Genomic DNA, 21,854 nt, shown 5'->3' on the forward strand with positions numbered 1-21,854 from the left:
GGGCCTGATCCCGAGGCTAACCGGGACCGGCCCTGAGCCTTCACCTAAGGGTTGTCCCGTAAATGATCTTCCGGGCGGCATGAGTGCGGCTGTCTGCTGGGCGGGGCGCTCGCTCAGCCCGTGAGGGCGAGGTTGTGCAAGCGGCGATGCCGAGCGTGGCGTGGTGCACGCCGTCGCCCTTCAGGCGGCAGTCGCGGAGGATGCGACCGGTTCCACCGACTGGACCGAGCTGGCCCTACCTCATGTCCGACGGTCTGGTCCGGCTGCCAGGAACGCCGACGGTGACGATGTGCCTCGGGACTGCGTCGCCTGGCACATCGAAAGCCGTATGCCCGATGAGCGCGCTCAGGTGTGGCGGCGCCCCGGTGGGATCGAACGCCTTGTGGCGCAGTGAAACCAGGAATCCGATTCGGATGTCCGTGGTCTGATATGTGACCGCCTGCTTGAGGTACGCCTGCTTGTCACTCAAGGGCTGCTTCATCGAATCGACCTTCATCTCGATGCAGATGCTGAATCCGCTGAACTTGAGTCGCAGGTCGATTCGCCCGCCGCCGACGTGCTGGACCTCGAACTCAACGATCGCGCCGAGGCTACTGGATTTCAAGTAGTCGAGGAGGTCCTTGTGGATGTGGCCTTCGACGGCCTTCGGATCGAACAGATACGGGTACAGGTCCGATTGGGCATTGGTCCGTGAGCTGACGAACTGGATGATCAGCCGAAGAACGTCGTCCACTGCATCCTTCGGATCCCCGACATAGTCGGGGCTCGTCTCCAGACACGTTCGGATCCCGGAGTGGACCTCGGCCTCGATCAGGTTGAGGCTGTGCCTGCCGATGGTTTTGTCGCTGACCGCTTTAGCGAGTTCAGCCAGGGTCTCGGGCGACACTTTCTCGGCAAGTTCGATCGCTGCTGCGGATCCGGGCAGGACGAGTTGGTTGAGGGGTTGCGGCAGCGACTCGGTCGCCGTGCCACTATGGCCTTTTCCCGGCCCTGCACCTGCCAATGCTTGCGCCCTCGCCCCTCGAAGGACCGCTTGCGCGGCGGCGAGCTTCTCGGTGACCTCGCGTTCACGGTCGCCCGCCGCGGTCGCGGCTTCCTGCTCCAAGGCGTGGGTATGATCTTCGAGGTTGCACAGAAGGCCCGCCGTTCTGGCGAACCCCGACTCGATGACCGGCTGAACGAGCCTGAGCAGGCCGTCAATGTCCTCCTTGTGAGAGACGACAGCCGCGGAGCGCGAGCCCAGGTATATCTGGAGTAGGTCGTCGACAACGACCTCGGCCTTGTAGAAGCTATCCCGTTGAAACTCTTCCCGGAGCCTTCCCAGGTCGTCGGCCAGTTGAGTCCACGCCAGCAGCGCCGCTCGCTTCGGATCCCCGTACCAGTGGTTCAGCCCAATCGACGTCACGTTGAGCCGGCGAATCCGCTCAGCCAGGTCGGCCAATGCGTGTGGTTCGAGCCGAGGGGCCGACAGGGCGGCCACGTGCAGCCTCGGCGAGGACTCGGCGAGGAGCGCACACAGCACTTCGACTACGGTCAAGAGGATGCTCGCGTCCTCACGCTCGTAGGTGTCCCAGGCGACCTGCAAGTACCTTGCGGAGGCTTCGAGGTTGTTCAGCATGAGCGGCAAGTCCGCGGCGCGGAGTGCGCTGACCAGTTCGATACCCGCCAGCACCCATGCGGCGTCGGAGGCGACGCCCTCGGGGTCGGCACCTGGGCGCGGCTGGCCAGCTGGGGGGTCAATGCCAGCGACGAGGCGGACAACGCTGGCGAGGCTCGCGGCGTGCGGCCAGTGGTCGACGGCAACACCGACGGCGCGGACAACTGCGGTGCCGAGCGGCTTCGGCACCGGTGCATCGAAGCGTTCCAGAAGGGCCAGCAGTGCGAATGGTGATCCGATCCCGCATAGGGCAAGTCGGGTGCGGGCCTCCAGTGCGCTTGCCGTTCTCAGGGCGGCACGGCTGTCCGGATCCGGCACGTCAAGGAATTCCTGGACAGCATCCTCCAGGGCCTTGGCCAGACCCGCGCCGACCTCGTTCAGCGCGGGTCCACTGGTGAGCAGAGCCTCCAAGCTGTCGGTGAGGATGGCCGGACTCGTGGTGGATGTGACAGCAGCTGATACGCGGCGCAAAGCTGCCGGATAGCTGCCGGTTCGGCTGCCGGAGTTGGCTGCCTCGTGCGCGACCAGGTGGACGAGAGGCGGAAGCACCGGACTGTCGGTGAGGTCAGAGGCTTCCCGAGCCAGTCGGTCCCAGCCACCAAGCGCCGCGAAAGCGCCCTCGACCGGCGGGCCTCCAGCGTTTGCCGAGAGGAGCGCGGTGAGGTCCTTCTCCAGCTCGACCGCCGCACTGCCGCTCATGGCTTTCCTCTCGTCAGCAACCACCGTTCAGCTTCTCACCACACGTAGGAGTTACCCTCCGCGACAACCCGGTTGGCTTGCGGAAGAAGATCAAGGAGGGGAGCGGCGTTGCGGGTAGCGACGAAGATCTGCATCTCGGCTTCGCCTGCGACCTCCCGCAGTGCCCTGACCATGGTGGCAAGGTCCTCCTCCGGCATTTCCTCGGCGGCGGGCGAGTCCAGGACGAGGAACCCGGGGTGGCGGCCGATCCCCTCGACGTAACCGTGCTGGATGAGGGCGATGGCGGTCGCGATCTTGACCCGCAGCTTCTCGCCGGCTGTGAGCCCGGAGTAGGTCTGCTTGACGCCGTTCTCTCGAAGCGTCATGTTCGCTGCGCCGCTGAGGGTAAAGCCACTGAGGTTATCGGCGCCGAAGCTCTGCGTCAGGCGTTCGATGTCGGCGGAGATCTGGACCAGCATCGGATCCTGGTCGTTCTTCACCCACTTCTTCAGCACCTGCTCGGCTGCTTCCACGACGGCGAGGTGCGTCGAATCGACCGGGTCAATCACCTCCGGGTCGCTTGACCGGGTCAACGCCCCCAGGGCGCCTTCGGCGCGGGCCAAGTCGAGTTCGAGCACGCGACGCTCACCCGCGACCGTGAGAAGTTCGCTCCCCACCTCTGCCCGCGCCGCCGCCTTTTCCCGCTCCGTCGTCAGCGCCGCGATCTCGGCAGTCAACTGCGCCACCGCGGCTTCGGCCGCGGCCACCGCGGCCTGCGCCGCTGCAACTTCGTCCAGGGGGCCCTCTTCGGCATCCGCGTCGTCGCCGTCACTTCCGGACGTCCGCGCAACCAGGCCGGTCACGAACTCATCCGGCGCGGACGCGGCCACGATGACATCGGACTGGAGGGCCTCCAGATTCAGTTCACTGGTGCACACCGAACACTCATGTTTGTCCGGTTCCGCTGCCTGTCGCTCTGGAGTGACCTGCGCCGCGCAGCGTGGGCACACCGACGGACGCATGTGATGGAAGAACCTGGCGGCGAGCACGTCCTCGTAGTTGGTGTGCACCCGAGCCTTCGCCGCCTTGAGCTGTTGACGTGCTGTTCCGGCCAGCGAAGTCTGCGCGATCAGCTTTGTCTCAAGCCTGTAATTCTCTCGTGCGAGGTCGGATGCGCGGGTTGCGGCGTCGAGCACCACCTGCATGTCCGGCGTCCCGGCGGGCAGGTTCCCAATCTTCGTTCGAAGATCCTGGACCTGCTTCTCCGCCGCGATTCGGCTCGCCTCCACCGCCTCGCCAGCCGCCTGCGCCTTGCCCTTCGCGGCGTCCCGTGCCGTGTCCATGCCGCGCCGCGCCGTCATTGCCGCAGCCTGCACCGGTGCCCAGTCCGTACCGATGAACATCTGCATCATTCGGAGGCCGATGGTCTGCTCGTTGCCGACGATCGGATCGAGCTGGTTCGCGCGGACCACGAACGAACTGGAGTACGAGGGCCACGCGTGCACCCGAGCCGCCGTGTCCGTCCAGACCGGGATGTTCTCCAACCTCAGCCGAGTCATCATCAGCGAGCCCATGACGCCCTCGAAGTCCGCGCCGTCGAACTGCCCGAGGACCGTGGATCTGGAGTCCGAGTCCACCCCCATGATCCTGATCACTTGTCCGGTGGCCGCCCCGTCCACCGCATCGAAAGCCACCCGCAGCCGCTCCGCGCCGACCTGCCAATCGACTTCAACGTGCTCGATCCAGCTGCGGACATCGTTCTGGAACTGCGGGCACCGGCCGGTCAGCGACCACATGAGAACGTTCAAGAGGGTTGACTTGCCGCGTAGATTCCGGCCCGAGCCAATCCCGTTGACACCGGGCTGCGGCGACCATTCGAAGTCAAATGGGACCCGCGCCTTCGGTCCTGCCTGCTTATCGACCTCCGCCGCCTCGCCCTCTCCGGCCGAGATCGCTGCGGGTGAGTACTTGTCGACGACCGGTCGGATCCACTCAGGGAGATCGGTTACATCGACCAACGGGTGTCCATGGGCGCCGGGGTGATCCGGTTCGAGCCATTTCGTCCCACGGAAGTGCATCCGGGTCGCGCGTAGCGGCACGGGAACTGCCTTGGTGCCGCCGAGCGGCACGCCGAGTCCGCTGAGGATCTTGTCAACCTCGTCAACAGTGAGGCTCAGCGAACCGCCTGCCCGTCGCCTGGCCAGGATGTCAACAACCTCTTTGCCGAGAGCACTCACGTCTGGTCTCCTTCCTGACCTACTCCTCCAGTAGCCGATGCCGGCGCGGAAGCGCTCAGCGCATCCAGCCGTTCGCGCACCCGCGGAGCGATCGGCGCAATGGCCACCCCCAGCTCCGTCCCCGCGTACGCGGCCTGCCGGTATTGCCGGTCCTTCAGTGCCTGCCCACCGTCGTCCCCCGCGACCAATGCGACCAGCTTCACCTGCTTGGCGTACCAGCCCAGAGTCGGATCCTTCGCGAGCTCAGCGACCGCAGCGGCCCCGGCCTGCGTCAGGAAGAACTGGTTGCGCTTGCTCTTTTTGCCTGGCTGCCCGGCACGGCGCAACGTGGCGAGGCCGTACGTTTCGAGGATGGAGAAAGCATCATCGAGCTGCTCGTATGCGCCGAAGAACCAGCGCGGCATCGGGTACCAGCGCAGGTCAGGTTCTGGATCGTCCAAGAGCGACCGCGCTGTGTTCAGGTGACCAGCGTCGGCCGTGCTGGCTTCCACCATCGACACCAGCTCATCGGCGAGGTAGTCCGGGTTTCGCAGCCAGAAGTCCATCGCTTGGAGCCGCAGCTCGCTTCGTACCGACCTGATCGTTCCGGGTGGGTCTCCATCCACACTCGGCGTACCACATCCATCGAGCAGAACTAGCAATCGAATGGCGTGCTGAGTTCGCGTCGAAGCAGGGCGACCATCTGTACCTGCGGACTCCGCACCGGTAGCCATCTCGTCCAACCTGGCATTCCCCCCAGAAGCACCGCTACTCGACCGGACGACCTTCACCAGAACGACCGCCAGGTGATCACGGGCGGCAGGGTTGCGGCGTGTGATCACGCCGTAACCACATTGGGCCGACGCGACCACCCATTACGCTCGGAGACCCAATGTAACGGGTGTGGCATGTAACGGATACCTAAGGGCTGCCCCGCAATGATTCGGGAGCTCGTGGCCCTGCCTTTCTGCAGGTTGGCAGCGAGGCTGTGGGAACAGTTGAATGCCCTCGTGACGGACTGGACGCAGGTGGTCGATGCTCACGGGTCGGTTGGGCGAGTGCCACTGCTCCTGGATCAGGTGGAGCGAGAGGAAGCACCGGAGACGTGGGACGAGCTGTGGGACCGTCTCTGCCTCTTCCACGCAACCAAGCTGAATGAGCTCACTGAACACAACGACTTGACAGGGAACGCCACCAGCGTCCAGGCCGACGCCCGCCGCCGGCTGGTCCAGCTCGCCCGCGAGCACGACGTGCTGCCCATCGCCATCGTCCTCGACCTGCCCGAGCAGGTCTGTGCCGAGCGCAACGCGGCCCGTCCCGACCGGGCGGGCCTGCCCCGCGCCGTCATCCAGCGCCACCGCCGGGACCTGCGCCGCTCGCTGCGGGGCCTGGAGCGCGAGGGCTTCCGCAAGGTGCACGTACTGCGCACCGTCGAGGAGGCCGAGCGCGCCGAAGTGGTCCTGGAGAAGCGGTTCAACGACCTCACGCACCTCAGCGGCCCCTTCGACATCATCGGTGACATCCACGGCTGCTCCTCCGAGCTGGAGACCCTGCTCGCCAAGCTGGGGTACGAGGACGGCGTCCACCCCGCGGGCCGTACCGCCGTGTTCGTCGGCGACCTCGTCGACCGCGGACCGGACAGCCCGGGCGTCCTGCGCCGGGTCATGGGCATGGTCCGGTCCGGCAACGCCCTGTGCGTACCGGGCAACCACGAGAACAAGCTCGGCCGTTACCTGAAGGGCTCCAAGGTCCAGCGCACCCACGGGCTGGCCGAGACGATCGAGCAGCTGGAGGGCGAGTCCGAGGAGTTCGTCGGGGAGGTGCGCGACTTCATCCGCGGCCTCGTCAGCCACTACGTGCTCGACGGCGGCAGGCTGGTCGTCTGCCACGCCGGCCTGCCCGAGAAGTACCACGGCCGCACCTCCGGCCGGGTCCGCTCGCACGCGCTGTACGGGGAGACCACCGGCGAGACCGACGAGTTCGGCCTGCCCGTGCGCTACCCGTGGGCCGAGGACTACCGCGGCAAGGCCGCCGTCGTCTACGGCCACACGCCGGTCCCGGACACCACCTGGATCAACAACACCATCTGCCTCGACACCGGCGCCGTGTTCGGCGGACGGATGACGGCCCTGCGCTGGCCCGAACGCGAACTGGTCGACGTACCGGCCGAGAAGGTCTGGTACGAGCCGGTCAGGCCGCTCGCCGCCGCGGCGCCGGGCGGGCACGACGGGCGGCCGCTGGACCTCGCCGACGTCCACGGGCGCCGGATCGTGGAGACCCGGCACCTGGGCAACGTCACCGTCCGCGAGGAGAACGCGGCCGCCGCCCTGGAGGTCATGAGCCGCTTCGCGGTGGACCCCCGGCTGGTGCCGTACCTGCCGCCGACCATGGCGCCGACGGCGACCTCCCGCGAGGACGGCCACCTGGAGCACCCGGCGGAGGCCTTCGCGCAGTACCGCAAGGACGGCATCGTCCAGGTGGTGTGCGAGGAGAAGCACATGGGCTCCCGGGCCACCGTCCTGGTCTGCCGGGACGCGGCCGCCGCCCGCGAGCGCTTCGGCGTGGACGGACCGACCGGATCCGTCTACACCCGGACCGGGCGGGCCTTCTTCCACGACCCCGAGGTCACCGAGGAGGTCCTCGACCGGCTCCGCTCGGCCGTCACCGACGCGGGCCTCTGGGAGGAACTGGACACCGACTGGCTGCTCGTCGACGGGGAGCTCCTGCCCTGGTCCCTGAAGTCCGCCGGCTTGCTCCGCCACCAGTACGCCGCCGTGGGCGCGGCCGCCCGCCATGTCTTCCCCGGCGCCCTCGGCGCGCTGGAGGCCGCGGCCGCCCGCGGCGTGGACACCGGGGCCCTGCTGGCCCGCCAGCGGGACCGGGCCACCGACGCGGCGTCCTTCACCGAGGCCTACCGCCGCTACTGCTGGCCCACGGACGGGTTGGACGGCGTACGGTTCGCGCCGTTCCAGCTGCTGGCCGCGGCCGGGCGCTCGCTGGCGGCCGTGCCCCACGACGAGCAGCTGTTCTGGCTGGACCGGCTGGTCGCCGCGGACGAGGCGGCCGGCACCGGGCTGCTGCGCCGCACCGGCCGGATCCTGGTGGACACCGGCGACGAGGAGTCCGTACGGGCCGGCACCGACTGGTGGCTGGAGCTGACGGCCGCCGGCGGCGAGGGCATGGTCGTCAAGCCGCTCCAGGCGTACGCCCGGGACGGCAGCGGCCGGCTGGTGCAGCCCGGGGTCAAGGTGCGCGGGCGGGAGTACCTGCGGATCATCTACGGTCCGGAGTACACCCGCCCCGAGAACCTCCAGCGGCTGCGCGACCGGTCCCTCGGCCACAAGAGGTCGCTAGCCCTGCGCGAGTACGCGCTGGGGCTGGAGGCACTGGACCGGCTGGCCGCACAGGAGCCGCTGTGGCGGGTCCACGAGGCGGTCTTCGCGGTGCTGGCGCTGGAGTCGGAGCCGGTCGACCCCCGGCTCTGACGGCTCCGTCCGGGACCGCCGGCGACGGGGCGCCGCTCCGTGAGGCACGTGCCGTGAAGCAAGGACCCCCGTACGGCCGCGAATTAGGTCGTATGGGGGAACTTTCGCGGAGAACTCCGGGAATACCACCGGCGGGATCGTTCATCCAGGGCAGCGGAATGTCCGCGAACCTGGAAGGACGGAACGTCACTTATGAAGATGACCGCGCGCGGAAGCATTGCGGCGCTCATGACCTGTCTGGCCGCGGCCGGCGCGGCCACCCCGGCCGTGGCCGACTCGGTCCCGGTCGGTGTCCCGTTGGAAGCCGTCGAGACGTCGCTCGGAGTGGACGCCCCGCGCGTGGCGACCGGGGTTCCGGTCCCGGTCGTCGGAGCGCCCGACGTCCCCCGCCACCACACGGGTGACATGCTCCCGACCCCTCTGCTCCCGACCGTCCCGATCGGCGCCGAGCTGGGCGACACCCTCGTCGCCTCGCCGGTGCCCAACCTGCTGGGCAAGCCGGAGACGGACGGCGAGGGCTCCGTGGGCGCGCAGGCCACCACCCTGCGCACCCGGACCCCGGGTGCGGTCGTCGGCTCCCCGCTGACGATGCCGGACGGATCCAACTTCGGGCTGCCGAACCTGACGGCCCCCAAACTGGGCGTCATCGCCCCGGAGTTGACCGGCGCCCCGGCCGCCCTTCTCGGCCTGCGCTGAGACGGCGTGGCGGACGCCACGTGAGAACGCCGCCCGGTCTGGGAACGTGTACCGCATGGGATTCCATGTCGACTCCGAGACCGGGCGGCTGCGCCGCGTCATCCTCCACCGGCCGGACCTGGAGCTGAAGCGGCTCACACCGGGCAACAAGGACGCGCTCCTCTTCGACGACGTGCTGTGGGTGCGCCGGGCCCGCCAGGAGCACGACGGGTTCGCGGACGTCCTGCGCGACCGGGGGGTCGAGGTCCACCTCTTCGGCGACCTGCTGGCCGAGGCGCTGGAGATCCCCGAGGCGAGGCACCTCGTCCTCGACCGGGTCTTCGACGAGAAGGAGTACGGGCCGCTGGCCACCGGCCATCTGCGTGCGGCCTACGACGGGCTCAGCTCGGCCGAGCTGACGGAGGCCCTGGTCGGCGGGATGACCAAGCGGGAGTTCCTGGAGCGGCACGCCGAACCGGTGTCGGTGCGCTTCCACGCCATGGAGCCGGACGACTTCCTGCTGCAGCCGCTGCCCAACCACCTGTTCACCCGGGACACCTCGGCCTGGATCTACGACGGGGTGTCGATCAACGCGATGCGCTGGCCGGCCCGGCAGCGCGAGACGGTGCACTTCGAGGCGATCTACCGCCACCACCCGCTCTTCACTTCCTCCGGCGCCTTCCACTACTGGTCGCAGGGGCAGGCGGACTACCCCTCGACGATCGAGGGCGGGGACGTGCTCGTCATCGGCAACGGCGCGGTGCTGATCGGCATGAGCGAGCGGACCACCCCGCAGGCCGTGGAGATGCTGGCGCGCGGCCTGTTCGCGGCCGGTTCGGCGACCACGATCGTGGCCCTCGACATGCCGAAGCACCGGGCCTTCATGCACCTGGACACGGTCATGACCATGGTCGACGGAGATACGTTCACTCAGTACGGGGGGCTCGGCATGCTGCGCTCCTACACGATCGAGCCGGGCGCGGAGGCGCACGAGCTGAAGGTGACCGACCACCCGCCGGAGCACATGCACCGGGCCATCGCGGCGGCGCTCGGCCTGGACGCGATCCGGGTGCTGACCGCCACGCAGGACGTGCACTCCGCGCAGCGGGAGCAGTGGGACGACGGGTGCAACGTGCTGGCCGTGGAGCCGGGGGTGGTGGTCGCGTACGAGCGGAACGTGACGACCAACACGCACCTGCGCAAGCAGGGCATCGAGGTCATCGAGATCCCCGGCAGCGAGCTGGGCCGGGGCCGGGGCGGGCCGCGCTGCATGAGCTGCCCGGTCGAGAGGGACGCCGTCTGAGGGCCACCCCGGGTATGTATATCAATACAGTGGATCGTATAGACTTCCAGCATCCCCTGTCACCGTGACGCTGGAGCGACGCCATGGCCACCGACCTCGTCGGCCGCAGTTTCCTCAAGGAGCTCGACTTCACCGCCGCCGAGTTCCGCGGCCTGATCGAGCTCGCCGCCGCCCTCAAGGCGGCCAAGAGGGCCGGCCGCGAGGAGCGCCTGCTCCAGGGCAGGAACATCGCCCTGATCTTCGAGAAGACCTCCACGCGCACCCGCTGCGCCTTCGAGGTCGCCGCGGCCGACCAGGGCGCCCACACCACCTACCTGGACCCCTCCGGATCCCAGATGGGGCACAAGGAGTCGGTCAAGGACACGGCGCGCGTCCTGGGCCGGATGTTCGACGGGATCGAGTACCGCGGTGACAGTCAGCGGGCCGTCGAGGAACTGGCCGAGCACTCCGGTGTGCCCGTCTTCAACGGCCTCACCGACGACTGGCACCCCACCCAGATGCTGGCCGACGTCCTGACCATGACCGAGCACAGCGACAAGCCGCTGGAGCGGATCGCCTTCGCCTACCTGGGCGACGCCCGCTTCAACATGGGCAACTCCTACCTCGTCACCGGCGCGCTGCTGGGCATGGACGTCCGCATCGTCGCCCCCGAGGCCTACTGGCCCGCCGCGCCCGTGGTCGCCCGGGCCCGGGAGCTCGCCACCGCCAGCGGGGCGCGGATCACCCTGACCGAGGACGTCGCCGAGGGGGTCGCCGAGGCCGACTTCGTCGCGACCGACGTGTGGGTCTCCATGGGCGAGCCCAAGGAGGTCTGGGACGAGCGGATCGCCGACCTGTCCCCGTACGCCGTCACCATGGACGTGCTGCGCGCGACCGGGAACCCGGACGTGAGGTTCCTGCACTGCCTGCCGGCCTTCCACGACCTCGGCACCGAGGTCGGCCGGGGAGTCCTGGAGCGTCACGGGCGCGACTCCCTGGAGGTCACGGACGAGGTGTTCGAGTCGGTGCACTCCGTCGTCTTCGACGAGGCGGAGAACCGGCTGCACACCATCAAGGCCGTACTCGTCGCCACCCTCGCCCCGCCCGCCGTCAGACCCGCATAGTCATGCCCGGGGCGTGAGGAGGGCCAGGCCCGGCCCGTGAGGCCGGAATCCCCGGGATCTTCGGGGCGGGGCCCGTCCGGGCCGGGACCCGTCACGCCGTTCCGGGCGGCGGCGGGGCGGGCCGGGCTGCGAGGGTGAACCACACGGCCTTGCCGTGCTCGGTGCGGCGGTGGCCGCAGGCCGAGCTCAGGGTGCGGATCAGCAGCAGTCCCCGGCCGTGCTCCTGCCACGGGTCGGGGTGGACGTCGTCCGCGCGGGCCGTCAGGTCTCCGGGCGGCCGCGGGTCCCCGTCGTGGACCTCGACCCGGCAGCCGCTCGGCGGCAGTTCCACGACCAGCTCGATCGGGAACCCGGCCGCGGTGTGCTCCACGGCGTTGGCCACCAGCTCCGCGGTGAGCAGCTCCGCCGTGCCGCTGTCGGCCGCCGGCGCCTCGACGTCGGCCAGCGCGGTGCGGACGAGGGCGCGGGCGAGGGGTACGGCCGCCGGCGTGTGGGGCAGGGCGATCCGCCAGGCGGAGGCGTCGGGCACGGCAGGTCCGTCCGTTCCGTGGGGTCGGGGCAGGTGGGGGGAGGGGGCCCGCTCCCCACGAAGAGATGGGCCCGCTTTCAACGATACGAAGTCGAAATGTCGGGGCGTATGGCACCCCGGCCGAAGCACCGGGGACCACCGTCACCGGCCGGGCGGGACCTCCGGCTCCCCACGGCGCCCCGGCCCCCACGGCGCCCCGGCTCCCCCGCGGTGCCGCTTCCACCGTGTCGCGTTTCCATGACGGCAGTCACGATCCGGTGATACCGTCGTCCGTGTGAGCCCCTTCACCGGTTCCACGACAGCGACCGAACGGTGGCGCCACCTCCGGGTGAACCGGCAGGACGGCGTGGCCACCGTCACCTTCGACCGCCCCGAGAAGCTCAACGCCCTCACCTTCGGCGCCTACGCCGACCTGCGGGACCTGCTGGCCGAACTCTCCCGCGAGCGTTCCGTCCGCGCGCTGGTCCTCGGCGGCGAGGGCCGCGGCTTCTGCTCCGGCGGGGACGTGGACGAGATCATCGGCGCCACCCTCGCCATGGACACCGCCCAGCTCCTCGACTTCAACCGGATGACCGGCCAGGTGGTCCGTGCCGTCCGCGAGTGCCCCTTCCCGGTGATCGCCGCCGTCCACGGGGTCGCCGCCGGAGCCGGTGCCGTCCTCGCCCTCGCCGCGGACTTCCGCATCGCCGACCCCACCGCCCGCTTCGCGTTCCTCTTCACCCGCGTGGGACTGTCCGGCGGCGACATGGGCGCCGCCTATCTGCTGCCCCGCGTCGTCGGCCTCGGACACGCCACCCGGCTGCTGATGCTCGGAGAGCCCGTACGCGCCGCCGAGGCCGAGCGGATCGGCCTGCTGAGCGAGCTCACCGAGGAGGGCAAGGCCCACGAACGGGCCGCGGAACTGGCCGCCCAGCTGGCCGCCGGGCCCGCCCTCGCCCACGCGCAGACCAAGGCGCTGCTCACCGCCGAGCTCGACATGCCGCTCGCCGCGTCCGTGGAGCTGGACGCCAACACCCAGGCCCTGCTGATGCACGGTCAGGACTACGCGGAGTTCCACGCGGCCTTCACCGGGAAGCGGCCGCCCGACTGGAAGGGCAGGTAACCGGATGCCCGCGCACGCCCTGCGGGTGGCCGTCGTGGGCGGGGGACCCGGAGGGCTCTACGCCGCCGCGCTGCTGGCCCGGCAGGGCCACATCGTGGAGGTCTGGGAACGGGGCGCGCCCGAGGACGCCTTCGGCTTCGGGGTGGTGCTCTCCGACGAGACCCTGGGCGGCATCGAGCAGGCCGACACGGCGGTCTACGCGGCCCTGAGTGCCGAGTTCGTGCGCTGGGACGACGTGGACGTCGTGCACCGGGGCCGGATCCTCACCTCCGGCGGCCACGGCTTCGCCGCCCTCGGACGCCGCCGGCTCCTGGAGATCCTGCACGAGCGCTGCGCCGGTCTCGGCGTCCGGCTCCGCTTCCGTACGCGGGCCCCGGACCCGGCGGCGCTCTCCGCCGCGTACGACCTGGTGGTCGCGGCGGACGGCGTGCACAGCGCGATCCGCGAGCACGGGGCCGCGCACTTCGGGCCGACCGTGACCGCGGGGCGCTGCCGGTACATCTGGCTCGCCGCCGACTTCGCCCTCGACGCCTTCCGCTTCGAGATCGCGGAGACCGAACACGGCGTCATGCAGCTGCACGCCTACCCGTACGCCCGCCCGTCGGCGCCCGGCGGGGGCCTCCCGGGCCCGCCGGCCGGACCGCGGGGCCCGCTCGGCGCCTCCACCGTGATCGTGGAGATGCGGGAGGAGGTGTGGCGCGCGGCGGCCTTCGACCTCTGCGACGAGGCCGAGTCGGCCGCCCGCTGCGCCAAGATCTTCAGCGAGGCCCTGCGGGGACGGCCGCTGTACGGCAACCGGTCGGCCTGGACCCGGTTCCGTACGGTCGTCAACGCCCGCTGGTCGCACGGCAACACGGCCCTGCTCGGCGACGCGGCGCACACCGCGCACTTCTCCATCGGCTCCGGCACCAAGCTCGCCGTGGAGGACGCCGTCGCCCTCGCCGGAGCCGTCGCCGAAGCGGTCGCCGCCACCCGGGGCGACGGCGCGGTGGACGTACCCGCCGCGCTCGCGGCGTACGAGGCGGCGCGGCGCCCGGCGGTGGCCAGCACCCAGCGGGCGGCCGCGGCCAGCATGCGCTGGTTCGAGGAGATCGCCGGCTGCACCGGTCAGCCCGCCCGTCAGTTCGCCTTCAACCTGCTCACCCGCAGCCGCCGGGTCACCCACGACAACCTGCGGCTGCGCGACGAACGCTTCACCCGCTCCGTGGAACGCGACTTCGGCTGCCCGGACGAGGAGGCCGGGCAGGGGCGGACGCCCCCGATGTTCACCCCGTTCACCCTGCGTGGGCTGACCCTGCGCAACCGGGTCGTCGTCTCCCCGATGGACATGTACACGTCCCGGGACGGAGTGCCCGGGGACTTCCACCTCGTCCACCTCGGCGCACGGGCCCTCGGCGGCGCCGGCCTGGTCATGACGGAGATGGTCTGCGTCAGCGCCGAAGGCCGGATCACCCCCGGCTGCGCCGGGCTGTACACGCGCGAACAGGCCGGGGCCTGGAAGCGCATCGCCGACTTCGTCCACGCCTCCGCACCCGGCACCGCGCTCGGCGTCCAGCTCGGCCACTCCGGCCGCAAGGGCTCGACCCGGGTGATGTGGGAGGGGATGGACGACCCGCTCCCGGAGGGCAACTGGCCCCTCGCCGCCGCCTCCGCCCTGCCCTACCGGCCCGGCGTATCGGCCGTCCCCCGCGCGCTCGATACCGCCGAACTCGCAGCGATCCGCGCCGAGTTCGCGGCGGCCGCCGTCCGGGCCGCGGACTGCGGCTTCGACCTGCTGGAACTGCACTGCGCCCACGGCTACCTGCTCTCCGGGTTCCTCTCACCGCTGACCAACCACCGCACGGACGCCTACGGCGGACCCCTGGAGAACCGGCTGCGCTTCCCCCTGGAGGTCTTCGACGCGGTCCGCGCCGTCTGGCCCGCCGACCGCCCCATGACGGTCCGCCTCTCCGCCACCGACTGGGCCCCGGGAGGCACCACGGCCGAGGACGCGGTACGGATCGCGGCCGCGTTCGCCGAGCACGGCGCGGACGCCGTCGACGTGTCGACCGGCCAGGTGGTCGCGGACGAGAGCCCCGAGTACGGGCGCTCGTACCAGACCCCGTACGCCGACCGGATCCGCAACGCGCTGGGCGTCCCCGTCATCGCGGTCGGCGCCATCTCCTCCTGGGACGACGTGAACTCCCTGCTCCTGGCCGGGCGCGCCGACCTCTGCGCGCTGGGCCGCCCCCACCTGTACGACCCGCAGTGGACCCTGCACGCGGCCGCCGAGCAGGGCTACGAGGGGCCGGCCGCCCCCTGGCCCGCCCCCTACCGCGCGGGCAGCCGGCCCCCGCCCACGGGGCGCGGCTGACCCGGGGCGGCCGGCGGGGGAAGCGGCGGCGGCGCTGTCAGGCCGCCACGACCACCGCACGGTCCTCGACCGGGGCGTATCCCAGCCTGAGATAGACGCCGTTGCTCGTGGGGTTGGCCAGGTCGGTGAAGAGCAGGACCTCGGCGGCTCCGGCCGCGTACGCCGCCTCGCTCACGGCGTGCGTGACCCCGGCGGCGTACCCCCGGCCCCGGGCCTCCGGCAGCGTGTACACCGGTCCGACCCGCGAGGTCCCGCCGATCGGCCGGGAGAACGAGGCCAGCGCGACCGGGGCGCCCGCCCGCTCCCAGAGCCGGACGCCGCCGTACGCGATCCGGTCGCGCAGCGCGGCCTCGGAGGTGGTGCCCGGAGCCCCCACCTCCCGGTCGAACGCCGCGGTCCACTCCAGCAGCAGCGGCAGATCGGCCTCCCCGGCGGTCCGGGCCCGCCCGGTCGGGGCCGGATCCGGCGCGATCAGCCCGGCCAGCCGGTACAGGCGGTTCTCCCCGGCGACCCGGGCCGCGCGCCCCCAGGCCCCGGCGAGCGCGTCCGCGTCGGGCCGCCGGGCGTTGAACCCGCTGATTCCGGCGAGCAGCGGCTCGGTGGCCAGGGCGCCGGCCAGCGCCCGGACCGCCTCGGCGGGCAGCGCCCCGAGCAACAGCGGGTGGGGCGGGGTGCACAGCAGGCCCGCGGCGACAGTTCCGTCGGCGTCGGTCCACCAGCCGAAGAGCGGATCGGCGCGCCCGTAGGCGTGCGGACCGCGCCGCTCCAGCGCGTCGGCGGTGGTCAGCAGCAGGGAGTTCGGCACGGGTCGCGCGGCCAGGGCGGGGCCCGCCGCGGCCAGATAGGCCGTCAGGTCGGAGGTGAAGGTCCAGGTCATGGGCCATCGTCACCCGCCACCGCGGTCCGCCGCACCGTGATTTTCCGCCTCCGCACCCGGCCCGGTCCGGCCGTTGGACCTCCCCGGAGGAGACCGGGCGGAGACCCGGAGCGGGCCGGTGCGGCCCGGGGCCCGACCGGCCGCGCCCCTCACGGCCCGGCGAACCGCCCGCCGGAGTCCCGCAGCCGCGCGTGCAGTTCGGCGAAGACGGCCGCCGCCCGGTCGCCCGGCCAGTCCGCCGGGAGCAGCTCGCGGGGGAGCCCGGGGTCGGCGTACGGCAGGTGGCGCCAGGTGTCCAGGGCGAGGAGGTAGCCGCGGTAGGCCTCCTCAGGGGTCGGCTCCGGACCCGACTGCAGGGCGCGCAGCGCCGGCTCGTGCAGGTCGAGGAACTCCTCGTGCTGTTTGGCCAGGGCCGCCAGGTCCCACCAGCGGGCCACCGCCTCGGCGGTCGGCGCGAAGCCCAGGTGCGCGCCCCGGAACAGCTCCACGTACGGGGTCAGGCCCAGCCGGTCCAGGGTGTGGCCGGTTTCCTCCGCGAGTCCGGCCGGGGCGATCCACACCCCCGGCGCCACCGTCCCGAAGCCGAGCCGGGCCAGCCGCGAGCGCAGCAGGTGCCGCTTGTGCCGCTCCTGCTCCGGTACGGAGAAGACCGCCACCAGCCATGCGTCGGAGGGCCGCGGGCTGCCGTAGATCCGCCGGTCGCCGTCGTCCAGCAGCTGCCGCGCCTCGGCGGACAGCTCGTACGCCGCCGAGCCGTCCGCCGCGCGCGCGGGCAGCAGGAGGCCGCGCCGCTTCAGCCGGGACACCGACGAGCGGACCGACGGGGCGTCCACGCCGGCCGCGCCCAGCAGGCGGATCAGCGCGGACACCGGGACCGGGCCCTCGAAGGCCCGCCCGTAGGCACCGTAGAACGTGACGATCAGGGATCGCGGGGTGTGCTGCTCGACCACGGGTTCACTCTAGATCGCGCAGCCGGAAGCGTTGCAGTTTGCCCGTCGCCGTCCGCGGCAGCGCGGGCGGGAAGACGAAGACCCGCGGGCACTTGTGCGGCGCCAGCTCGGCCCGCATGAAGGTCCGCAGCGCCTCCTGGGACAGCACCGCGCCCGGGCGGGCGACCGCGTACGCCACCACGATCTGGCCGCGCCGCTCGTCGGGGCGGCCGACCACCGCCGCCTCCGCCACGTCCGGGTGGCGCAGGAGGGCCTCCTCGACCTCCGGTCCGGCGATGTTGTGACCCGAAGAGATGATCATGTCGTCGGCGCGGGCGACGTACCGGAAGTAGCCCTCCGCGTCGCGCACGTAGGTGTCACCGGTCAGGTTCCACCCGTTCTGGACGTAGTCCGCCTGCCGCGGATCGGCGAGGTAGCGGCAGCCCACCGGGCCCCGTACGGCCAGCAGCCCGGGCTCGTCGTCGGCGACCGGCCGCCCGGAGCGGTCCACCACCCGGGCCTGCCAGCCCGGCACCACCCGGCCGGTGGTACCGGGGCGGATGTCCTCGTCGGCGGCCGAGATGAAGATGTGCAGCAGCTCGGTCGCCCCGATGCCGTTGATGATCCGCAGCCCGGTCCGCTCCAGCCAGGCCTGCCAGGTCGCGGCGGGCAGGTTCTCCCCGGCCGACACGCAGCGGCGCAGCGCGGACAGGTCGTGCGCGCCCACGTCGTACGGCCCCAGCGCGTCCAGCATCGCCCGGTACGCGGTGGGGGCGGTGAACAGGACCGTCACCCGGTGTTCGGCGAGCGCGGGCAGCAGGTGCCGCGGCCCCGCCTGCTCCAGCAGCAGCGCGCACGCGCCCGCGCGCAGCGGGAAGACGACCAGTCCGCCGAGGCCGAAGGTGAACCCGAGCGGCGGACTGCCCGCGAACACGTCGTCCGGCCGGGGGCGCAGCACGCTGCGGGAGAAGGTGTCGGCCACCGAGAGCACGTCGCGGTGGAAGTGCATGCAGCCCTTGGGGCGCCCGGTGGTGCCGGAGGTGAACGCGATCAGGGCCACGTCGTCGGCGGAGGTCTCCACGGCGGCGAACGGCGCCCCCGCGAACCGCTCGGCGCGGCGCAGCAGGTCGTCCGGGCCGTCGCCCCCGTACGGGGTGATCCGCAGCCCGGGCACCTCGGCCCGTACCAGGTCCTCCAGCACGTCGGCGTGGCACAGTGCGTGCCCCACCCGGGCGAGCGCGCAGACCGTGGCCAGCTCCTGCGCCCGCTGCTGGGGCAGCACGGTGACCGCCACGGCCCCCGCCTTGACCACGGCGAGCCAGCACGCGGCGAGCCAGGGGCCGGTGGGGCCGCGCAGGAGCACCCGGTTGCCGGGGACGACCCCGAGGCCGGCCGTGAGGACGTGGGCGAGCCGGTCCACGCGCTCGCGCAGTCCGCCGTACGTCCACACCTCCCCGGAGCCGCTGCGGAAGGCCGGGCGGTCGGGGCCGAACCGGGCGATGGTGGTGTCCAGCAGCTCGGCCGCGCAGTTCAGGCGGTCGGGGTAGACCAGCTCGGGCAGCTCGAAGACGAGGTGCGGCCAGCTGTCCGCGGGCGGCAGGTGGTCGCGGGCGAAGGTGTCGGCGTGCGCGGATGGGTTGAGGTCCAAGGCGGGTTCGCCCCCTTGCGACGGTCCGGGGTGGGTGGAGCCGGCCGTGCGGTCGCCCTCCCGGCCACTGCTGGAAGGTGCACCAGGAGCGTATCGTGATGGTGACGGCAGTCAACAGGACGCGATAGATGCGGGGATGTTCGAATGACCGGATTCGCGCTCGGGGTGGACCAGGAGGAGTGGTGCGCGCACGTGCGCACCCTGTCGGCCGAGCGGCTCGGGCCGCTGGCCGCGAAGGGGGAGCCGGGCCGGGTCAACCGCCCGCTCCTGGCGGAACTGGGGGAGCTGGGCCTGCTGGAGCGGGTGTTCACCTCGGGCGCGCTGGACCTGTGCCTGCTGCGGGAGTCCCTCGCGTACGGCTGTACGGAGGCCGAGACGGCGCTGGCCCTGCAGGGGCTCGGCGCCCACCCGGTGCTCAGGTCCGGCAGCGCGGCGCAGCGGGAGCGCTGGCTGCCGCAGGTGCGGGCGGGCCGGGCGGTGGCCGCCTTCGCGCTGAGCGAGCCGGGGGCGGGCTCGGACGCGGCGGCGCTGGCGCTGGCGGCGGTGCCCGACGGGGCGGGCTGGCGGCTCCGCGGCGAGAAGTGCTGGATCTCGAACGCCCCCGAGGCGGATTTCTACACCGTGTTCGCCCGTACGGGTGAGGCGCCGGGTGCGAAGGGGGTGTCGGCGTTCCTGGTCCCCGCCGACCGCCCCGGCCTCACCGGGGAGGCCCTGGACATGCTGTCCCCGCACCCCATCGGCTCCCTGGCCTTCGACGGCGTCCCGGTCGGCCCCGAGGACCTGCTCGGGGTGCCGGGCGAGGGGTTCCGGGTCGCGATGGACACCCTCAACCTGTTCCGGCCGAGCGTCGGGGCGTTCGCGGTGGGCATGGCCCGGGCCGCCCTCGACGCGACGCTCGCGCACACCGCGGCCCGGACCGCCTTCGGCGGGGTGCTGGGCGACCTCCAGGCGGTGGCGCACCGGGTGGCGGAGATGGCCACCCGCACGGAGGCGGCACGGCTGTTGGTGTACGCGGCGGCCGGCGCCCACGACCGGGGCTCCCCGGACGTGCCGCGCCGGGCGGCGATGGCGAAGCTGCTGGCCACCGAGACGGCCCAGTACGTGGTCGACCACGCGGTGCAGCTGCACGGGGCGGTCGCCCTGCGCCGGGGCCACCTGCTGGAACACCTCTACCGGGAGGTCCGGGCGCCGCGGATCTACGAGGGGGCCAGCGAGGTGCAGCGCACGATCATCGCCAGGGAGCTGTACCGGAACCTCGCGGCGGCGCAGCGGAACGCCGAACCCGCCGGCCCGCCCGTCGGCCCGCCCGGGGACCCGGCGCGCGGGCCGTCGGCCGCGCCGTCCGGGGAGGCGGTCGCGCGATGAGCCTGGAGCGGATCAACCCGGCCGAGCTGTCGCCGCCGACGGGCTTCTCGCACGCCGTGGCGGCGACCGGCACCCGGCTGGTGTTCCTGGCCGGCCAGACCGCGCTCGACGCCTCCGGCACGGTCGTGGGCGCGACCCTGCCGGAGCAGTTCGAGTGCGCCCTGGCCAACCTCCTCGCCGCCCTCGCCGCGGCCGGCGGGGCCCCGGCGGACCTGGCCCGGGTGACGGTGTACGCGACGGACGTGGCCGCGTACCGGACCCACGCGGCCGAACTGGGCCGGGTGTGGCGCCGGTTGGCGGGCCGCGACTACCCGGCGATGGCCCTCGTCGGCGTGGTCCGCCTCTGGGACGAGGAGGCGCTGGTCGAACTCGACGGGGTCGCGGTCCTGCCCTGACGGCGCCGGCCCGGCCGGCAGGGCGGGCCCGGCCGCCCGGCGGGCCGGGCCGGTCCGGCCCGGTCCGGCCTGGTGGGGTCCGGCCGGCCCGGTCCGGCGGGCCGGGTCAGTGGGTGGCGTCCAGGAGGCGGCCCATCCACTCCTCGATGCCCGCCACCGTGCGCGGCAGCGCGCCCGACATCAGGCGGGCCCCGTCCGCCGTGACGACCAGGTCGTCCTCGATGCGGACGCCGATGCCGCGCAGCTCCGGCGGCAGGGTCTCGTCGTCCGGCTGGAGGTACAGCCCCGGTTCCACCGTCAGGACCTGGCCCTCCTCCAGCACGCCGTCGAGGTAGGTGTCCGCCCGCGCCTGCGCGCAGTCGTGCACGTCCAGGCCGAGCATGTGGCCGCTGCTGCAGAGGGTGTAGCGCCGGTGCAGGTCGCCCTCGGCGTGCTTGAGGACGCCCCATTGGGCCAGGCCCTCCGCGATCACCCGCATCCCGGCCCGGTGGAAGTCGCGGAAGCTCGCGCCCGGCCGCAGCGCCGCCATGCCCGCCTCCTGGGCGGCCAGGACCACCTCGTACACCTGCCGCTGGACGGAGGAGAACCGGCCCGACAGCGGGAGGGTGCGGGTGATGTCGGCGGTGTACAGGGTGTCCGTCTCCACACCCGCGTCCAGGAGGAGCAGGTCGTCGCGGTCGAGCCGGCCGTCGTTGCGGATCCAGTGCAGCACGCAGGCGTGGGCGCCGGAGGCCGCGATGGTGTCGTAGCCGGTGCCGTTGCCCTCCGCCCGGGCGCGCAGGCCGAAGACGCCCTCGATCCACCGCTCCCCGCGCGGGTGGGCCAGGGCGCGGGGCAGTTCCCGTACGACGTCCTCGAAGCCCGCCGTCGTGTGGTCGACGGCCAGCTGGAGCTGTCCGACCTCCCAGGCGTCCTTCACCAGGCGCAACTCCGACAGCGCGGTGGCGAGTTCGGTGTCGGTGGTCGCGGTCCGGCCCGTCGGGGACCCCAGGGTGTCCAGGTGGGCGCAGCGGATGCCGGTGAGGCGCTCCGCCTCCGCCAGGTCGGCCCGGCGGCCCACCCAGAACTCCCCGTACCGGCGGTCGCGGTAGAACTCCTCGTTTCCGCCGGCCCGCGGCGAGCGCGGCCGCAGGTACAGCACGGCCTCGTGGGCGTGCGGTCCGGACGGCTCCATGACCAGGACGTGTCCCACCTGGTCCTCGCCGGTGAGACCGGTCAGCCAGGCGTACGCGCTGTGCGGGCGGAAGCGGTGGTCGCAGTCGTTGGAGCGGACCCTGAGCTCGCCGGCCGGGACGATCAGGCGCTCGCCCGGGAAGCGTGCCGAGAGCCGGTCGCGGCGGGCCGGGGTGACGGCGTGCGCCGCGACGCGCGCGGAGTCCGGCAGGGGTGAGGCGGCCCAGTTCCCCGCCATGAACCGGGACAACTCGGGGGACACCGGCAGGTCGTGGCTGCCGGTGTTGAGCCGGGGGCCGGAGCCGGTAGGCACCCCGGTCGAGGTGCGGTGCGCGGTGCCGGAGGGGGTGTCGGTCACGGGGGCTC

The 21,854-nt window shown here is 72.3% G+C and carries 16 protein-coding genes and 1 pseudogene; 8 read left to right on the forward strand and 9 right to left on the reverse strand.

The annotated features are described in order from the left end of the window. Positions 1 to 113 precede the first annotated feature (113 nt). The 4 genes and pseudogenes from ACFWW8_RS21435 to ACFWW8_RS21450 form a co-directional block, all read right to left on the reverse strand. Positions 114 to 211, reverse strand: a pseudogene (locus ACFWW8_RS21435) (IS5/IS1182 family transposase); the annotation flags it as partial. Between the two features lie 24 nt (positions 212 to 235). Continuing rightward, complete coding sequence (locus ACFWW8_RS21440; RefSeq protein WP_386530524.1) at positions 236 to 2,380, reverse strand: hypothetical protein; 2,145 nt, start codon at positions 2,378 to 2,380, stop codon at positions 236 to 238. An 11-nt stretch (positions 2,381 to 2,391) separates the two neighbouring features. Beyond that, the gene (locus ACFWW8_RS21445) at positions 2,392 to 4,572 is read right to left on the reverse strand and encodes an ATP-binding protein (protein WP_386530525.1); all 2,181 of its coding nucleotides are present in this window, start codon (positions 4,570 to 4,572) and stop codon (positions 2,392 to 2,394) included. Beyond that, positions 4,569 to 5,117: a hypothetical protein gene (locus ACFWW8_RS21450; RefSeq protein ID WP_386530526.1), complete on the reverse strand. Its 549-nt coding sequence runs from the start codon at positions 5,115 to 5,117 to the stop codon at positions 4,569 to 4,571. The genes ACFWW8_RS21445 and ACFWW8_RS21450 overlap by 4 nt, the downstream gene beginning before the upstream one ends. Positions 5,118 to 5,489: 372 nt before the next feature. On the opposite strand from ACFWW8_RS21450, the gene ACFWW8_RS21455 reads away from it, so the two are divergent. From ACFWW8_RS21455 to argF, 4 genes are all read left to right on the forward strand, one after another. Beyond that, the gene (locus ACFWW8_RS21455) at positions 5,490 to 8,036 is read left to right on the forward strand and encodes a polynucleotide kinase-phosphatase (protein ID WP_386530527.1); all 2,547 of its coding nucleotides are present in this window, start codon (positions 5,490 to 5,492) and stop codon (positions 8,034 to 8,036) included. 192 nt (positions 8,037 to 8,228) lie between these two features. Next, positions 8,229 to 8,732: a hypothetical protein gene (locus ACFWW8_RS21460; RefSeq protein ID WP_386530528.1), complete on the forward strand. Its 504-nt coding sequence runs from the start codon at positions 8,229 to 8,231 to the stop codon at positions 8,730 to 8,732. A 55-nt stretch (positions 8,733 to 8,787) separates the two neighbouring features. Further along, entirely contained in the window at positions 8,788 to 10,014 is a 1,227-nt protein-coding gene (locus ACFWW8_RS21465) for an arginine deiminase (RefSeq protein WP_386530529.1), read from the forward strand. Between the two features lie 83 nt (positions 10,015 to 10,097). Beyond that, positions 10,098 to 11,117 carry an ornithine carbamoyltransferase gene (gene argF / locus ACFWW8_RS21470; RefSeq protein ID WP_386530530.1) on the forward strand — a complete coding sequence of 340 codons (1,020 nt, stop codon included), beginning with the start codon at positions 10,098 to 10,100 and terminating at the stop codon, positions 11,115 to 11,117. Between the two features lie 91 nt (positions 11,118 to 11,208). On the opposite strand, the gene ACFWW8_RS21475 is transcribed toward argF, so the two are convergent. After that, positions 11,209 to 11,679: an ATP-binding protein gene (locus ACFWW8_RS21475; RefSeq protein ID WP_386530580.1), complete on the reverse strand. Its 471-nt coding sequence runs from the start codon at positions 11,677 to 11,679 to the stop codon at positions 11,209 to 11,211. A 241-nt stretch (positions 11,680 to 11,920) separates the two neighbouring features. Between ACFWW8_RS21475 and ACFWW8_RS21480 the strand changes: the two genes are divergently transcribed. Both ACFWW8_RS21480 and ACFWW8_RS21485 read left to right on the forward strand, forming a co-directional pair. Next, positions 11,921 to 12,748, forward strand: a complete 828-nt coding sequence (locus ACFWW8_RS21480) for an enoyl-CoA hydratase family protein (protein ID WP_386530531.1) — start codon at positions 11,921 to 11,923, stop codon at positions 12,746 to 12,748. A gap of 4 nt (positions 12,749 to 12,752) precedes the next feature. Continuing rightward, positions 12,753 to 15,101, forward strand: coding sequence for a bifunctional salicylyl-CoA 5-hydroxylase/oxidoreductase (locus ACFWW8_RS21485; RefSeq protein ID WP_386530532.1), 2,349 nt, complete (start codon positions 12,753 to 12,755; stop codon positions 15,099 to 15,101). Between the two features lie 37 nt (positions 15,102 to 15,138). Here the strand turns inward: ACFWW8_RS21485 and ACFWW8_RS21490 are convergent, their stop codons facing one another. The 3 genes from ACFWW8_RS21490 to ACFWW8_RS21500 all read right to left on the reverse strand — a co-directional run bounded on the left by ACFWW8_RS21490 (position 15,139) and on the right by ACFWW8_RS21500 (position 18,555). Further along, on the reverse strand, positions 15,139 to 15,978 hold the full coding sequence (locus ACFWW8_RS21490; RefSeq protein ID WP_386530533.1) for a GNAT family N-acetyltransferase: 840 nt from the start codon (positions 15,976 to 15,978) through the stop codon (positions 15,139 to 15,141). Positions 15,979 to 16,127: 149 nt separating this feature from the next. Next, the gene (locus ACFWW8_RS21495; protein ID WP_386530534.1) at positions 16,128 to 16,928 is read right to left on the reverse strand and encodes a PaaX family transcriptional regulator C-terminal domain-containing protein; all 801 of its coding nucleotides are present in this window, start codon (positions 16,926 to 16,928) and stop codon (positions 16,128 to 16,130) included. 4 nt (positions 16,929 to 16,932) lie between these two features. Then, a complete protein-coding gene (locus ACFWW8_RS21500; RefSeq protein WP_386530535.1) occupies positions 16,933 to 18,555 on the reverse strand; it encodes an AMP-binding protein in 1,623 nt (540 codons plus the stop codon). Positions 18,556 to 18,699: 144 nt separating this feature from the next. Here ACFWW8_RS21500 and ACFWW8_RS21505 point away from each other — a divergent pair, with 144 nt between their 5' ends. Continuing rightward, positions 18,700 to 19,920 (forward strand): acyl-CoA dehydrogenase family protein, encoded by a 1,221-nt coding sequence (locus tag ACFWW8_RS21505; RefSeq protein WP_386530536.1) that lies wholly within the window; start codon positions 18,700 to 18,702, stop codon positions 19,918 to 19,920. After that, positions 19,917 to 20,315: a RidA family protein gene (locus tag ACFWW8_RS21510; RefSeq protein ID WP_386530537.1), complete on the forward strand. Its 399-nt coding sequence runs from the start codon at positions 19,917 to 19,919 to the stop codon at positions 20,313 to 20,315. Before ACFWW8_RS21505 ends, ACFWW8_RS21510 begins: the two co-directional genes overlap by 4 nt. A gap of 106 nt (positions 20,316 to 20,421) precedes the next feature. Here the strand turns inward: ACFWW8_RS21510 and ACFWW8_RS21515 are convergent, their stop codons facing one another. Beyond that, a complete protein-coding gene (locus ACFWW8_RS21515; RefSeq protein WP_386530581.1) occupies positions 20,422 to 21,801 on the reverse strand; it encodes an aminopeptidase P family protein in 1,380 nt (459 codons plus the stop codon). Positions 21,802 to 21,854 lie beyond the last annotated feature (53 nt).

Source organism: Streptomyces sp. NPDC058701, assembly GCF_042715295.1.
GTDB lineage: Bacteria > Actinomycetota > Actinomycetes > Streptomycetales > Streptomycetaceae > Streptomyces.